This window comes from Lactobacillus sp. UCMA15818, from assembly GCF_030400225.1.
Taxonomy (GTDB): domain Bacteria; phylum Bacillota; class Bacilli; order Lactobacillales; family Lactobacillaceae; genus Liquorilactobacillus.
In genome coordinates this window covers 1-15,833 of sequence record NZ_VJYB01000023.1, presented here as the reverse complement: position 1 = coordinate 15,833, position 15,833 = coordinate 1, and the positions used below count along the sequence as shown (strand labels likewise).

Below are 15,833 nucleotides of genomic sequence, written 5' to 3'. Positions count from 1 at the left end.
AACTGGTTTTGGAATCGTAAAGTGTATCACAAAAGAGTTTGGAGGAATACCAGATAATTTGATAGTTGAACAAGTCGGATATGGCTTTGGGACACGAGAAACTGGTAGCTTGAATGCATTGCGGGGATGCCTTTGCAATTCTCTGTTGAGCAATCAAAGGGTCACACAAGAGCAGGATCAAATAATATTGATAGAAACCAATCTAGATGACATCACTGGCGAAGAGCTAGCTGATGTAATGCAGGTTCTTCTTGAAAAAGGAGCCAAGGATGTTTGGACGGAACCAATCATTATGAAGAAGGGACGTCCAGCGTACAAGTTGTGTTTATTAGCAGCGCCAGCAAAAAGTGATGAGTTGGTGAAAGTATTATTTGAGAAGACAACATCAATCGGTGTTAGACAACAGCTGATGGATAGAAAAATAATGCAGCGTAGTGTTAAAGTTGTGCGAACAAAATTTGGAAATATCCATGTTAAGTATTTGGCTTATGATGGCTTTTCAAAAATTTCATTGGAGCATGATGAATTGGTAGACTTAGCAAGAAAAAATAGAGTGGCAGTAAGTGAGTTGAGAGATAGAATTACAGAGTTTCTACAAAACAATCAATTATAGAAGGAGTTTTTTTAAATGAGTATATTAACAGAAAAAGAAAAGAAGCTACAGTCGATTTTGGCAAGTTACAAGCGAGTTGTGATTGGCTTTTCAGGTGGAATTGATTCAACCCTTGTATTGAAGGAAGCAATCAATGCACTTGGTAAGGAGAATGTTCTAGCGGTGGTAGCTAATTCTGAACTTTTTTCAGATGATGAGTATGAAAAGGCAATTAAGTTGGCAGGAGAATTAGGTGCACAGGTAAAAGGCGTGGAATTAGATTACTTAGCAGATGAACATGTAAAAAATAATAAACCAAATTCATGGTATTACATGAAGCGGATTTTTTATGCAAAGTTAATGGGAATTGCTGAAAAATTTGGTACTGATACAGTGTTAGATGGAATGATTATGGATGATGCATCTGATTTTCGCCCAGGTCTTCGTGCAAGAGATGAAGCTGGAGCTGTTTCTATCTTGCAACAAGCTAATATATATAAAGATGAAGTTCGTCAACTTTCACAAAAACTTGGATTGAAGAATTGGAACAAGATTCCCTCATGTTCTGTTTCATCACGTTTCCCATATAATACTGAATTAACAAGCACAAAATTGCAGCAAGTTTTAACTGCCGAAAAATATTTAAGAGAACAAGGGTTTATGACTGTTAGGGTTAGGGTTCATGAAGATATGGCAAGAATTGAAGTACCTGAAGCAGAAATTATGAACATAATTGCTAAGAAAACAACCATCACTGCAAAGCTTAATCAAATAGGTTATAAATATGTTACGGTCGACTTACAAGGCTTTGTCAGTGGACGTATGAACCAAGAACTTTCAGAAGCAGAAAAATTAAATATTTTAGTGGGGTAGAATTTAATGCATTATTCTTTATTTATACGCTGTATAGCAGAATTTATCGGAACAGCTATCATGGTTGCTTTAGGTAATGGTTCTGTAGCTAACGTTGAACTAAAAGGTACAAAAGGATTTCACGGTGGTTGGGTCTTAATCGGCTTTGGTTATGGAATTGGTGTTATGATTCCTGCATTGATGTTTGCCACGGTCTCAGGCGCACAGATTAATCCAGCAATGACGATTGCTTTGGCAGTCACAGGAAGTTTTCCTTGGCAAGAGGTGATACCTTATATTATTGCACAATTGTTAGGCGCGATTTTCGGACAACTAATGATTATTTTAGCTTATAGTCCATACTATAATGAAACCGAGAATCCAGAAGCAATTCTTGGAACATTTTCGACAATTGATGCTGCAAATAGCAGGCTAAATGGCTTCATTAACGAACTCATTGGTACATTTATGTTGGTTTTTGGTGCACTATGCATTACGGCTGATAAGGTTGATTCTCGTGCAGATTTTATTGGATTAGGTTTCTTGGTGATGTGTCTGGTTGTCTCATTCGGTGGGCCAACAGGTCCTGCCTTAAATCCAGCAAGAGATATAGGGCCAAGGCTGTTACATGCTATATGGCCATTTAAATATAAAGGAAGTTCACAATTTTATTATAGTTGGGTTCCTGTAGTAGCACCAATTTGTGGCGCAATTATAGCTACAACTTTATATCAAGTTATTTTCAATTAAAAAGGCGATTTGATGCATAAACCAGCCCCCAGAAGTTAGCTTTTTTAGGCTAACTTTTGGGGGCTGGTTTTTTATTAATTTTTATTGGATTGAGGTCTAAGCTCGGGCAGAAAAATAATGACAATAAGGAAATTTACTAATAAAGATAAGGCAGTAAAGATGAAGACACCATTATAGTCAAAAAAATTGGGAATAATGCCTCCGAAAAGGGACCCAAACATACTACCAAGTGCTTGAAAAGACTGATTCCAGCTAAACACAGTCCCGGTTAATCTTGAGGGAGATTCTTTCGATAGAATGGTCTGGATTGTTGGAAAAAGAGCACCATCTGAAATACCAATCATGAATCGCAAAATCCCAAGCAGCCAAACACTGGTTACTAATCCCTGAGGGAAATACATAACGATGGCGAATAAAAAGCCAAACATGAGAATTTTACCATTTCCTTTGCGATCACCTAACTCACCAAGTCTTGGCGCAGCAATTAGTGTTGATAGTCCAGGCAAGGCGGCAATTATTCCAGCAACAACTGTAATGGGTCCAATCCCATGCATGAGTTCCTTGACATAGAGACTGATGATTGGTGTGATTGAATTATTTCCCATTTGGATAATCATTGTTGAGAAAAGAAGCACAATGATTATCCTAGGATTTTTTAGCTGCGCAAGTGTCGAGCTATGCTTTTCTTTTTTCTTAGGTTTAGGTACAGGAATAAAATTCTCGTGTACAAAAAACAAGCTTAAAAAAAAGACAATTAATAAGAGAATCCCAGTTAAAACAAAGGTAATTCTGATTGAAAATACCTGGGCGAGAAATCCTCCTAAGACGGGGCCAATCAAGTTACCAGAGACATAACTTGTGGTTAAGATACCTAAAACAGAGCCACTTTTGTCCTTTGGAGATTCGGTTGCGATTAGTGCAGAGGCATTTGGAATATAACCTGCACACAGTCCTTGTAGGAAGCGTAAAAGTAATAATGACCAGATATTGTGGACAAAGCCGCAAGCGGCAATGATTATTGCCATCCCCAATGATGAGCGAAGTAACATTAGTTTGCGCCCGCGCCGATCGGCAAGGTGTCCCCAGATAGGTGAAACAACAGCAACAACGAGGAAAGTAATTGCGTAAGTTAAACCACTGTAGATAGTTAGCTGACCTTTGCTGAAGTTACCAAGTTCACCAACATAAAGGGAAAGAAAAGGTGCAATTTCACTAAAGCCAATGCCTGCAATAAAACAACCAATCCATAAGACTATCAGATTACGTTGCCATTTTTCTAGTTTTGCAAGCATATATGTCATCTCCATCGAATTGTTAAAAGTAAGTTTATTATAATCTTATTTTCATCATGTTAGCAAAAAAATAAATTCTGGAGCAACAAATTTAAGGCTTTTTGGAGGGAACATGTTAACCTGAACTTGTTTCTTGTGTAATTATGTAGTTGAATTAAAATAAATTAAAAAAGGAAAGGGAAAAACAGATGAAGCTTTTAAAGATTGCTGCAACACAAAACATAATCTTTTTTTTAGGAAGCCAAGATAGAAAGGTAACCTTATTGAGTTCCGAGACAGATATGGCAGAGATAGCAGTGATTGTGAAGCTAAAAGGCGAGACTATCGCGGAAGATATAAGACAGAATTTGGATCAAAGCGGATTGAAAATCCCAGTAGTTGACATGGATATGAAAAATAAACAGCAAATACAACAGATTGAAAAAATTGCTAAAAAATATGAAAGTCAAAGTATTCCAAGATTTATTACAGACTTGATAAGTTACGCTAAGGAAAAACCGGTTAGTTTTACTACACCTGGGCACCATGGCGGTAAATTTTACACACTACACCCAGCAGGATTATTGTTTAAGAAATTTATGGGTGACAACTTTTTTCAAGCAGATGTCAGTGATACTGTGACAGAGTTGGGCGATACATTGACCCATATAGGAACACCACTTGATGCCCAGAAGCAAGCAGCTAAAGCCTATCATGCTGACAAGGTATATTTTGTAACAAATGGAACGACAACTGCAAATACAATTTGTTCATTGGCAGCACTCACTGCTGGAGATTTAGTCTTATTTGATAGGAACAATCATAAATCACTTTATAATGGCGCGCTGATTATGACAGGTGCAATTCCGGTATACATACCAACAGATCGTAATCCATTGGGTGCAATTGGTCCATTGGATGAAGAATATCTTAGTGAAAAGAAACTGAGAGCAGAAATTATGAAAGTTGCTCCTGATAAGGCAAAAAAAAGACGTCCATTTAGGATGGCAGTTATACAGTTAGAAACCTATGATGGAATTATTTATGATGCTCAGAGGATTATAAAAAAATTAGGTTCCTTATGTGACTACATTTTATTTGACTGTGCATGGGGTGGTTATGAACAATTTGTTCCATTGATGGAATCACTCTCTGCATTTACAGGTCATCTTGGTCAAGAAGATCCTGGAATCTTGGTGACACAATCAATTCACAAGCAGCAAGCAGGGATTGCACAGGCATCGCAGATATTGAAGAAAGACAGCCATATAAAGGGACAAGCTAGATATATAGATCACAAACACTTCAATCACACGTATTTGAAGTATGTAACGACAAGTTATTCGTATCCAGTCTATGCGTCACTTGTCGTCAATGCTTATATGGCAGAAAAAAATTTTGCTGCAAATGAATGGGGTAAGACTTTGATAAGGGGAATTGAATGGCGTAAACAATTATTGAATAGTTCAAAGTTGTTTGCTCCATTCGTTCCCCAAAAGGTTGATGCCGTAAATTGGAATGAGATTACAACTGAAAAACTTGCTACTGATAAAAATACTTGGATGCTTAATTCTGAAGACTTATGGCATGGCTTTACTCGGATAAACAATGGACAAGCCATGCAGGATCCATTCAAGTTGATAATTAAAACTCCTGGAATCGATGTCGAACAGGGTGTTTACGAGCGAACGGGCATACCCGCACCTGTTGTCAACGCGTTTTTGACGGAACAACGTGTTATGTCAGCGAAGGCAGACCTGAATTCATTGCTATTCCTGTTGACACCAGGAGATGGAGACTATGAATTAGAGCAATTATTGGCAAAGTTGCTTGTATTTGAACAAAGGTATGAAGAAGATGCGGCGTTAGTTGATGTGTTACCCAAGATAGTTGCGAAAAGTCAGGGCAGATATAATGGCTATACATTGAGACAATTGTGTAAAGAAATGCATAATTATTACAAGGATCATCAAACCTTTGTCTTACAAAAGAAACTCTTCGCTAAACATTCTTTTCAATCATACGAAGAACTTCCTAGTGAAGCAGACTTAGAATTTGTACGCAATAAAGGAAAATTGGTCGAATTATCACAAATTAAAGATCAAATAGCGCTTGAAGGTGCTCTACCTTATCCCCCAGGAGTCTTTGTTGTTGCTCCTGGAGAAAAGTGGAAGCAGGTCGATATTGATTACTTTCAGACACTATTAGGTGCGATGTCTAAGTTCCCCGGTTTTGATCCAGAAATACAAGGTGTTTATGTGAAACAAGTTGATGGTAAATATATTGCTTACGGATATGTCAAGTTGTAAGCAGCCTTTAAATAACTTAGTGAAATTGTTAGTTCAAAGAGTCAAAAAGAAATGAGGGAGTTGTTCCATAAGTTGGGAGAATTTTGACTTATGGAACATGTTTATATGAGACAAATAGAGGGGGAGATTCAAAAGTTAAATTTTGAACCTCCCCCTCATACTTAATGAGTGTAGATATTTTTAAATTAGATTAACAAATTTTTCTAGAATAAAGCTCCACCTAAATTGTTTAAATCAGGTTTTGTAACAGAAACAATTAATTTATCGTTAACAAATGCATTTAGTCCCAAGCTGCTCATTTCACGCCCATATCCAGAACGCTTGACTCCACCAAATGGAATTTCAGGTAATGTGTACAAAAATGTATTAACGAACACCATGCCTGTATCAATTTGTTGTGCAACTTCTTCACCATGTTTGCTGTCACCAGCGAACACAATACCACCTAAACCGTAGTGTGAATCATTGGCAATATCAATTGCTTCTTGTTCACTAGATGCACGATAAACTTGTGCAACTGGACCAAACATCTCCTGGTAGTATGCGGGATTATCGGGAGTAACATCCGTGATAATTGAAGGTTGGAAAAATTGGCCTGGGAGATCAATCGGTGTATTTCCAAAGTATAATTTTGCACCAGCAGCAAGTGCATCATCCAACTGCTTTTGCAGAGTTTGTTTTGCCTTTGCAGATGATAAAGGAGCAAGAGTTGTCTTTTCATCCATTGGGTCTCCAGGAACAAAATGTTTATAACTATCAGCTAAGCGTGCTACAAATTCATCGTATAGTTTATCAGCAACAATGAAGCGTTTTGAGGACGTACATACTTGACCTGCGTTGTAAGTACGGGCCCGGCTCGCGACAGAGATAACTTCATCGATGTTAGCATCTTCAAGAACGATAAAGGCATCATTACCACCGAGTTCCATTGAAGATTTCTTCAAATATTTACCAGCTGTTTGAGCGACTGAACTACCGCCACGCTCGGAACCTGTTAAAGCAACGCCTTGAATACGGCTATCGGCAATGACTTCATCAACTTGATCATGAGTCAGGAAGAGGTTAATCAAACTTCCCTTTGGTGCACCGGCTTTTTCAATCATTTCTTGGAAGATTGCTCCAGCCCAAGGTGTATTTGAAGAATGCTTCAAAATCATAGGATTGCCAACCATATAATTTGGTGCGTAGACACGCATAATCTGATAATATGGAAAATTCCATGGTTCGACCATCAATAAGACACCAACTGATTCTTTTTCAATCCGAGCATTACCAGCAGTTGATTTCAAGGGGATAGAAGATAACATAGTGGCACTATTATCAGCAAAATAATCAGCAATCATAGCACATAATTCAACTTCACCACGTGCTTCGCCAATTAATTTACCCATTTCTGTAACTAACACTTTTGCAAGTTCTTCTGAATTATCACGAAATGTTTGTGCAACATCATGCAACTTTTGTGCACGATCAGAAACGTTTTCTTTTTTCCATGTCTGGTAGAGACTGTGAGTCGTTGTAAGAGCCTCTTCGATTTGAGTAGCATTTGCATTTGGGAATTCTTTGACTAATTCGTTTGTATAAGGGTTAACAGTTTTGTAAGCCAATTTTATTTCCTCCTTCAGATTATTGATTCATGTAGTGTTATGGATAAAATTTTCAAAAAAGTTGAAAACACGACCATAAAAGTTATCATAAACTGATTAGTTTATAAACAACTTACAAATAGAGAGTAATCCAAAAAAAGGTTGAGGTCAATAATTCTTTACGAAGATACTAAAAAAACAATTGGATGGTACCAATTGTTATCGTTTGATTAAATTTCTTGTATTTTTTTGTTTAAAAATTATTTTATCGATTATTGTAATTAATAGGCTACAGATAAGCCCAATAATAGCAATGAATACATCTAACCAGAGAATATTGTGAATATTTGTCTGTGAAATTAAACCCGTTATCAGCGGAATAGAAAAGGAAGCTAGACCACTGGCGGTATAATATATCCCTGTTACGAGGCCTTTATGTGCTGGGAAAAGATTACACATTAGTGTTAGACCTAACTGCATAACACCACCAGCAGCTGAAAAACCGATGACAAAGGATCCTATAAACAGTATAGATGGTTCAGGGATCATTGATATAAGCAGTAATGTCAAGAATGATAGAGATGTGTGAAAGATCATTAGAAATGACTCTTTTAATAAAAAGCTAACTAGCAAAGTGTTAATGAGAACACCAACAATTGAGCCGATACTATATATGCTAACTAAAGAACGAGCATGTATCATACTCAAATTTGCAACATTCATACCATAGTCTGTCAGCCATTGACTGATTAAGTAAAAAGTTGACATAGAAATGTATCCATAAATTGTCAATAAAATTCCGGCGGCAATATGAGGAATATCGATATGCAACTTTTTACGCGAGTCCTTGGTTATGGTTATTCGTCTCTTCATCGGAATGGAGGGAAACTTTCTTGTCAAAATAACAAATAAATTTAATGTTAAAATTATAGCACATAGTATAAAAGACCAGCCATACCAAAGAAAATGTAATTCTAAAAAGGTTACCAATAAGGGTAGTATGAGTTCTCCAATGGAGGCAAATGCCTTAATCAAAATATTGACTGTTGCTTGAGACTTTGGAAAAAATTCCATAAGAGCAGGATAGGTTCCGGCATCTAAGAAAGAGTTTGCCATGCCAGCTAATATGCCACAAATATAAGCTTCAAATATATTTTTACTTAAAAGTATACCTATAAAAAATGGAATGTAGGTTAAAATACCAATGATTATAAATGGCTTTCTACCGTAACAATCAGATAGCCATCCTGAAATGTATAGAACTAATAATCTTCCAATACCCAACGAAGAAATGATATATGAAATCTGTGCAATACTTGCGCCTAGTTGCAATCTAAGTGGAAGCATGTTTTGAGCTAAAATTACAATTGCCATGCCATGGACTAGATAATTTAGATACAGAAAGAAAACGGTAAAAAAAGTATTTTGTCTTTTCATCTAGTCACCTTTAATGTCATTAATTTATAAAAACAGCCTGTTTAGGTTATTTAAAGATCTGCAATTTTTAAGTCGTCTAATTCTTGTCTTAAATGATTCAACTCTATTTGACCTGGTGCTGATGCTGCAGTTACAGATGCAAAAGTTAAGCAAGAGCCAAAAGCTTCACCACAAATTCTAGATATTTTTCCTAAATCACCCATAGACATTGTGATGATAGGGATGTCTATGTTCTCACTAGCTTCTTGAGTTGCAGCCAACAGCTCCAATACATCCTTCCTGTTTGTTGGCATCACTGCAATTTTGGCTATATCCGCACCAAGTTGCTCCATACTTTGAAGACGTTCAATAATATTATTTTTTGACGGAGTTTTATGAAAATCGTGATTGCTCATAATAACAATCACATGATTAGCTTTTGATAAAGTTAACAATGCAGTTAACTCCGCTTCATCATGATATCTTTCCAAGTCAACAGCATCACCGAGATTATTTTCAATAAGTGCTCGAACAATGCTAAAATATTTTTCATCAGATAACTTTAGATTACCACCTTCTCGATATGTTCTAAATGTGATTAAAAGGGCAGTATCCTTGATGATCTTTCTTAATTTTGCGGTGACACCTTTTAATTTTACAATATCTGTTACGTCTTGAAAAAAATCTATCCTCCACTCAATAATATCAGGTTTTTTTGCAACAATTTCTTTTGCTTCTTCCAAAATTTTTTGCTCGGTTATTCCTGTCATGGGCACAGCAACTTTGGGACGTCCCGTACCTAGAATGACGTTTTTTATTTTAGTGCTTTTCATTTTAGCAACTCCTTTTTTGTTTTTTTAAAAAGTTGATGGTAACGAATTGTAATTAGAACTGTAATAACAAAACCAGCTAAAGCAATAAAGACATCGAATAAAATTATATGTGCTAAGTTGGAAGCCATCATCCCTGTAATTAGAGGGATGGTAAATGAAGCAATTGAGCCAGCGGTGTAAAAAGCGCCAGTAATTGTTCCCTTACCTTGTGGGAAAAAGTCAGACATTACAGTTAAGCCAAGCTGCATGACGCCACCAGCAGCGGAGAAACCAACAACAAAAGCCATGATAGTGCAGATTATAGAATTAGGAACAAGATACATTACTAATAATGATAAGAATGATATTAGTGTGTATACACTCAAAAAGCTTATTTCTTTGACAGCTTTTTTTGCTAATGCTGCAGTGAAGAAGACACATGCTAATGAGCCGATGCTGTAATAACTAATTAATGTATGAGCACCAGTAGCATTCATATTAGCAACTTTTTGCCCATATTCGCTCAGCCATTGGCTAACTAAATAGAATGTAGACTGCGAAATGTATCCATAAAGTATAAAAAGTGTACCATCAATCCATAAATTTGCTTTTACATTGACAGGCTTTTCTTCTTCAATTTTTACTGAAGAATTTTTTTCGTCTACCGAAGATATTTTAGGAAATTTGCTAGAAGTTATCATAAAAATTCCATTTAGTATCAATATAGCAATACAAAATACAAAGCTCCAACCAAACCATAAATTATTGGCAATGAAGAAACTAACCATTAGAGGAAGAATGAATTGCCCTGCAGAAATAAAGGCCTTTATGACAACATTAGCGGTACCTTTGGAATTAGGAAACATTTCCATCAAAGCGGGATAGGTTCCTGAGTCCAGAAATGAATTGGCAATTCCAGCTAAAATACCAAATATATATGCAACGGTTATATTTTTACTTAAAATGATACCAATGAAGAAAATTAGATAGGTACAAGCACCTAAGACGACGAAAGGCTTCCTACCGAATTTATCAGATAAAGCACCAGATATCAGTAAAACGATTAGTCGGCCAATACCTAATGAAGAAATGACAATTGCTACACCAGCTGTTGTAGTATTCCATTGATTAGCTAAGGAATTCATATTTTGAGCCAAAATTATAACCCCAAAGCCATGAATGAAATAATTTAAATAAAGGCTAAAAGCAGTTGGAATATATTTGTTTTTCATCTATGCTTCCCCCTATTTTTTTACATCATCAAACAATAAACTCTTGATATAGTCGATGGGCATTTCTTCATTTGTCCAGAGTTTGAAGGCTTCCGCACCTTGTTCGAGCATCATTCCTAATCCGTTAAATACGTGGTTTACACCAGCTTCTTTTGCAACTTCCATTAATTTTGTTGTTCTTGGAGAATAAACAGTGTCGTAAACGATCATATCCTTATGGAACCATGTAGGGTCTTCGACAAGCGTCATGTCTTCAAGGGGCTTCATTCCTACTCCGGTAGAATCACAATAGATGGCACTCGAGGCGATTTCTGCTTTAAAATCATCTTTATTTTCCAGCGAATGGAGTGTTGCTTTGCAAGTTGTTTTCTCATTGATAATCGCAACATTTCTGACAGCATTATCCCAGGTAGCATCTTTTATATTAAATAATGAAATTTCAGCAACACCGTCCAATGCAGCTTGGATTGCAATTGCAGTTCCAGCTCCACCAGCCCCAGCCAAAGTCATTTTTTCACCGTGAATATTTAATCCTTCATCAGCTAGTGATTTCATAAAACCTGTACCATCAGTTGTATAACCAGTTAAAATACCGTTATCATTGACAATTGTATTTACAGCTCCGCATAATTCGGCAGCAGGATCTAGAGTATCGAGATAGGGAATAACTTTCTGCTTGTTTGGCATAGAAACATTTGAGCCACGCATATCGAGTGTACGAATAGCATCAACAGCCCCTTTAAGTTTCTCGTTTGTGATATCAAAAGCAAGATAAGCATAGTTTAATCCAAGTTTTGCAAAAGCGTTATTATGCATGGTAGGAGACATAGAATGCCTGATAGGATAAGCCATTAATCCAATTAAAATTGTGTGTCCATCAATACGTTCTGTCATTATAAAAAAACTCCCTTCAATTTTTCGCTAACTTTGTTATTCTATTCACATATTATAAATAATTAATTCAGAATAATAAATAAATAAAAATCTATTAATTCATAAAAAAATTCTATTGAAAAAGTTTAGTATTTAAAATATATACAATAATACACAATATTTCTATGATTACGGTAGGAATGTTTAATTAAACATGCTATAAAAAGATGTAGGAAGAAACCTATGTTAAAAAGAGCAGTGCTCACATTATTTGGAATAAATAATGTAAAATTGATTTATACATAGATATTATTTATTGTTAACATGATTGGAGATGGAGTCTATGAATTTAAAGCATCTTTATTTTTTCAGAGAATTGGCGTACACAGAACATATGGCAAAAGCCGCAGAAAATCTATCAATTTCTCAACCTTCACTGAGTTACGCAATAGAACATTTAGAAAGTGACCTAGGTGTTCCACTATTTGAAAAAGATGGAAGAAATATTAGATTGACAGCAATAGGCAAAATCTATTTAAACTATGTTGAAAGTAGTCTCACGACTTTGAATGAAGGAAAAAAGATGGTTTCACAGTTGCTGGATGTGAGACAAGGACATGTTGATGTAGGATTCACGTACACTCTGGGTCAAGAACTTGTCCCAGAACTAGTGACAGTGTTTCAAAAAGATATGGCAAATAAAAGTATTTCGTTTAATTTTTATCAAAATAATACTGAAGAATTGGTAAAAAAGTTAATTGCAGAAAAATACGATATGGTTTTTTCATCATATATCGAGCAACTAAACAATGAAAGTATTAAAACAAAGTTAGCATATGTACCAGTGGCTAAACAGGAGTTAGTCCTTGTAACACCTAGAAATCATCCGTTAGCGAAATACAGTTCTATTTTCTTAAATCAGTTAGGAAACTATCCATTTATTAATTTCTCAAGGAATAGCGGAATTCGTCCTTTGATAGATAAATTATTCCAAAATAATAATATTCATCCGAATGTTAAGGCTGAAATAGAAGAGGATCATGCAATTGTAGGGTTTGTTCAGCATGGTTATGGAATTGCTTTAATCCCTCATTTATCACAATTAAATCCAGATTTAGTCCATATTGCTCACATAAAAGAACCCGAAGCATTTAATACAATTTATTTAATTTCTAAAGCAGACCATTTTTTACCACCATCCACAGCAAAGTTTAAATCATTTGCTATTAATTATTGTGATAGGTATTTCATGAACGAACACAGATATATTTAAAACGTTTTTAAAGATAGAGATATTCTATTAATTAAGAAATAAAAAGAGGTTTAATCTATTTAATGCAAGCGCTATTATTTAAAAAGAATAGCAATCCCTATTAAATAGATTAGGAGATGAGGTCTTGGAAGAAAAGGAATATATTTTATCTATTGATGAAGGAACTACAAGTACAAGAACAATTATTTTTGATAAGAATGGAAACAAAGTTGCTGATGCACAAAAAGAGTTTAGGCAATATTTTCCGCAGCCAGGGTGGGTAGAACATGATGCAAATGAAATATGGAACGCGGTTCTATCGACAATTGCTAATGCATTTATTGAGTCAGAAATCAAACCGAGGCAAATAGTGGGTATAGGTATAACTAATCAAAGAGAAACGACAGTGGTTTGGGATAAGCAGACCGGATTACCGATATATCATGCAATTGTGTGGCAATCAAGACAGACAGAAGATATATCTAATATGCTCATTAAAGATGGTAATGGAAAAATGATTCATGAAAGAACAGGATTACTAGTAGATCCTTACTTTTCTGCGACCAAAATTCGCTGGATTCTGGACCATGTGGAAGGTGCTCAAGAAAGAGCTGAAAAAGGAGAATTACTTTTTGGGACTATTGATACTTGGTTAGTGTGGAAATTAACTGGTGGTGAATCGCATGTGACTGACTATACCAATGCAAGCAGAACAATGCTTTTTAATATTCATACTTTATCATGGGAAAAGAATATTCTTGAATTATTGAATATTCCTGAAATAATGCTTCCCAAAATATGTTCGAATTCAGAAATCTTTGGAAGTACCAAAGAATATCATTTTTATGGATCAAGAGTTCCGATTGCTGGTATGGCAGGAGATCAACAAGCTGCGTTATTCGGACAATTGGCATTTGAACCTGGAATGGTAAAGAATACCTATGGGACTGGTGCTTTTGTGCTAATGAATATTGGTGAGAAGCTTAAATTATCACATAACAATTTGTTGACCAGTGTGGCATATGGAATAGATGGTAAAGTATATTATGCGTTGGAAGGATCAATTTTTGTTGCTGGTTCAGCAATTCAATGGTTACGGGATGGATTGAATATGATTAAGTCTGCATCAGAAACAGAAGATTTAGCAAATGAGTCTAAAAGCAGTAATGAGATTTATGTTGTACCTGCATTCACAGGTTTAGGTGCTCCATACTGGGACTCTAATGCCAGAGGTTCAGTTTTTGGACTGACAAGAGGGACTACAAAGTCAGACTTTGTTAAAGCAACTTTGCAGTCGTTAGCATATCAGACTAAAGATCTTATAGAAACAATGAAAAAAGATTCCGGAATAGACATACCAACATTGAAAGTTGACGGCGGTGCAGCCAGAAATAATATGTTGATGCAATTTCAAGCGGACATTTTGAATACACCCATTATTAGAGCCGCAAATTTAGAAACAACAGCGTTAGGTGCAGCCTTTCTTGCAGGATTAAAAGTCGGATATTGGAAAGACTTGGATGAATTAAAGTCGATGGTGCAAGAAGGAACGAAATTTAATCCTGAAATGGAAGATGAAGAGCGCTCCTATTTATATTATGGGTGGAAAAAAGCGGTAGAAGCAACCCTGACTTTCAGTAACAATAAAGGTTAGTAAGTTGAGTAAATACCTAGCTTTCTTCTTGCAGGATATCTTAGGTGGTATTATAACAAGAGGATTATAATTTATCCTAAAGTAAACCAAGAAGGTAAGTGTTAATTGTTATGGTAATAAATAAAAAATATCGTGCACTTGGAACCATTATAGACTTAACAGTCTATAATTCAGTGGATGAAAAACTATTAGATGAAGCATATGAATTAATAAAAGAATATGAAGATAAGTTAACAGTGAATAGAACTTCTTCAGAAATAATGAATATCAATCATGCTTCTGGAAGGGATGAAGTTTCTGTTTCTGAGATAAGCTACAAGATTGTTAAAAGGGCTATTGAGATTAGTCAAAAAGAATTAGGTTTTAATGCTTTAATTGGACCAGTTGTTAAGCTATGGCATATAGGTTTTGCAGATGCAGAGGTGCCGCAAACTATGGAAGTTGCGCAAAGGTTAGCGTTAACTAATCCATTTAGTGTAGTTTTGAATGACAAAAAAAGAACAGTCTTTTTACAAAAAAAAGGAATGGAACTTGATTTAGGAGGGATTGCGAAGGGATATATTGCTGATGCCATAAAAGATTATTGGATTAAACAGCATATAGAAAGAGGAATAATAAATTTAGGTGGTAATGTTTTATTAGTAGGAGACCCAGCGCGAGAAAGTCGTTTATGGAATGTGGGTATCCAATCTCCTTTCAGTCAACGTAATGAGCCGTTAGGTATTCTGAAAACGGGAGACTACTCTGTTGTTACATCAGGGATATATGAACGCTTTTTAAAAATAGATGGGAAAGAATATCATCATATTTTTAATCCCAAGACTGGCTATCCTGTAGCTAATGACTTAGCGAGTGTAACTGTTATCACCAAAAAATCGATTGATGGTGAAATCTGGGCTAGTATAGGGTTCTATAATGGAATCAGAGGAACGATGAATCTATTTAATAGGAAAGACGATATTGGAATAATTTTTACTACAAAGAGTAAAAAGGTGTATATTACGAGAAATATTGCTGAAAGTTTTAAAATAACTAATCAGGATTATTTTCTTGAAGCAGATTCGGTTCTGCAATGAATAATATAGTGGGATATCGGGAGTGTGCCATAAGTGAAGTGCCTTACAAAACTTGGACGTGTAAATCAAGTTTTGGAGGTGCTTTTTTGACACGTAATTATACCTACAGTTTTAAGCTGAAAGTTGTTAAAGAATATTTAAATGGTGAAAATTCATTA

General features: G+C 35.6%; 13 protein-coding genes. 7 read left to right on the top strand and 6 right to left on the bottom strand.

Features of this window, described 5'->3' with window-relative positions; all coding sequences use genetic code 11:
• The 3 genes from larC to FFX44_RS12215 all read left to right on the top strand — a co-directional run.
• The coding region (gene larC, locus FFX44_RS12225) for a nickel insertion protein (protein WP_289981461.1) at positions 1-613 on the top strand (613 nt) is incomplete at its 5' end.
• Between the two features lie 15 nt (positions 614-628).
• Positions 629-1,465 (top strand): ATP-dependent sacrificial sulfur transferase LarE, encoded by an 837-nt coding sequence (gene larE / locus FFX44_RS12220; protein ID WP_289981459.1) that lies wholly within the window; start codon positions 629-631, stop codon positions 1,463-1,465.
• Between the two features lie 6 nt (positions 1,466-1,471).
• Complete coding sequence (locus FFX44_RS12215) at positions 1,472-2,194, top strand: MIP/aquaporin family protein (RefSeq protein WP_289981458.1); 723 nt, start codon at positions 1,472-1,474, stop codon at positions 2,192-2,194.
• A gap of 74 nt (positions 2,195-2,268) precedes the next feature.
• On the opposite strand, the gene FFX44_RS12210 is transcribed toward FFX44_RS12215, so the two are convergent.
• Positions 2,269-3,486, bottom strand: coding sequence for an MFS transporter (locus FFX44_RS12210; RefSeq protein WP_289981457.1), 1,218 nt, complete (start codon positions 3,484-3,486; stop codon positions 2,269-2,271).
• A 188-nt stretch (positions 3,487-3,674) separates the two neighbouring features.
• On the opposite strand from FFX44_RS12210, the gene FFX44_RS12205 reads away from it, so the two are divergent.
• Positions 3,675-5,774 (top strand): putative ornithine decarboxylase, encoded by a 2,100-nt coding sequence (locus FFX44_RS12205; RefSeq protein WP_289981456.1) that lies wholly within the window; start codon positions 3,675-3,677, stop codon positions 5,772-5,774.
• Between the two features lie 203 nt (positions 5,775-5,977).
• Here FFX44_RS12205 and FFX44_RS12200 read toward each other — a convergent pair whose 3' ends face one another.
• From FFX44_RS12200 to FFX44_RS12180, 5 genes are all read right to left on the bottom strand, one after another.
• Positions 5,978-7,381: an NAD-dependent succinate-semialdehyde dehydrogenase gene (locus FFX44_RS12200; RefSeq protein ID WP_289981454.1), complete on the bottom strand. Its 1,404-nt coding sequence runs from the start codon at positions 7,379-7,381 to the stop codon at positions 5,978-5,980.
• 198 nt (positions 7,382-7,579) lie between these two features.
• Positions 7,580-8,797: an MFS transporter gene (locus FFX44_RS12195; protein WP_289981451.1), complete on the bottom strand. Its 1,218-nt coding sequence runs from the start codon at positions 8,795-8,797 to the stop codon at positions 7,580-7,582.
• Positions 8,798-8,847: 50 nt separating this feature from the next.
• Positions 8,848-9,609, bottom strand: coding sequence for a type I 3-dehydroquinate dehydratase (gene aroD, locus FFX44_RS12190; RefSeq protein ID WP_289981447.1), 762 nt, complete (start codon positions 9,607-9,609; stop codon positions 8,848-8,850).
• Positions 9,606-10,820 carry an MFS transporter gene (locus tag FFX44_RS12185; RefSeq protein WP_289981442.1) on the bottom strand — a complete coding sequence of 405 codons (1,215 nt, stop codon included), beginning with the start codon at positions 10,818-10,820 and terminating at the stop codon, positions 9,606-9,608. Before FFX44_RS12185 ends, aroD begins: the two co-directional genes overlap by 4 nt.
• A gap of 12 nt (positions 10,821-10,832) precedes the next feature.
• On the bottom strand, positions 10,833-11,714 hold the full coding sequence (locus FFX44_RS12180) for a shikimate dehydrogenase (RefSeq protein WP_289981439.1): 882 nt from the start codon (positions 11,712-11,714) through the stop codon (positions 10,833-10,835).
• Positions 11,715-12,036: 322 nt separating this feature from the next.
• Here FFX44_RS12180 and FFX44_RS12175 point away from each other — a divergent pair, with 322 nt between their 5' ends.
• From FFX44_RS12175 to FFX44_RS12165, 3 genes are all read left to right on the top strand, one after another.
• Complete coding sequence (locus FFX44_RS12175; RefSeq protein WP_289981436.1) at positions 12,037-12,966, top strand: LysR family transcriptional regulator; 930 nt, start codon at positions 12,037-12,039, stop codon at positions 12,964-12,966.
• 124 nt (positions 12,967-13,090) lie between these two features.
• Positions 13,091-14,599 carry a glycerol kinase GlpK gene (gene glpK, locus FFX44_RS12170; RefSeq protein WP_289981431.1) on the top strand — a complete coding sequence of 503 codons (1,509 nt, stop codon included), beginning with the start codon at positions 13,091-13,093 and terminating at the stop codon, positions 14,597-14,599.
• Between the two features lie 110 nt (positions 14,600-14,709).
• On the top strand, positions 14,710-15,675 hold the full coding sequence (locus FFX44_RS12165; RefSeq protein ID WP_289981410.1) for an FAD:protein FMN transferase: 966 nt from the start codon (positions 14,710-14,712) through the stop codon (positions 15,673-15,675).
• Positions 15,676-15,833 lie beyond the last annotated feature (158 nt).

Bases quoted from the DNA above. Each gene is read 5' to 3' on its own strand.
- larE (WP_289981459.1), top strand. From the start codon at position 629: ATGAGTATATTAACAGAAAAAGAAAAGAAGCTACAGTCGATTTTGGCA.
- FFX44_RS12215 (WP_289981458.1), top strand. From the start codon at position 1,472: ATGCATTATTCTTTATTTATACGCTGTATAGCAGAATTTATCGGAACA.
- FFX44_RS12210 (WP_289981457.1), bottom strand. From the start codon at position 3,486: ATGCTTGCAAAACTAGAAAAATGGCAACGTAATCTGATAGTCTTATGG.
- FFX44_RS12205 (WP_289981456.1), top strand. From the start codon at position 3,675: ATGAAGCTTTTAAAGATTGCTGCAACACAAAACATAATCTTTTTTTTA.
- FFX44_RS12195 (WP_289981451.1), bottom strand. From the start codon at position 8,797: ATGAAAAGACAAAATACTTTTTTTACCGTTTTCTTTCTGTATCTAAAT.
- aroD (WP_289981447.1), bottom strand. From the start codon at position 9,609: ATGAAAAGCACTAAAATAAAAAACGTCATTCTAGGTACGGGACGTCCC.
- FFX44_RS12185 (WP_289981442.1), bottom strand. From the start codon at position 10,820: ATGAAAAACAAATATATTCCAACTGCTTTTAGCCTTTATTTAAATTAT.
- FFX44_RS12180 (WP_289981439.1), bottom strand. From the start codon at position 11,714: ATGACAGAACGTATTGATGGACACACAATTTTAATTGGATTAATGGCT.
- FFX44_RS12175 (WP_289981436.1), top strand. From the start codon at position 12,037: ATGAATTTAAAGCATCTTTATTTTTTCAGAGAATTGGCGTACACAGAA.
- FFX44_RS12165 (WP_289981410.1), top strand. From the start codon at position 14,710: ATGGTAATAAATAAAAAATATCGTGCACTTGGAACCATTATAGACTTA.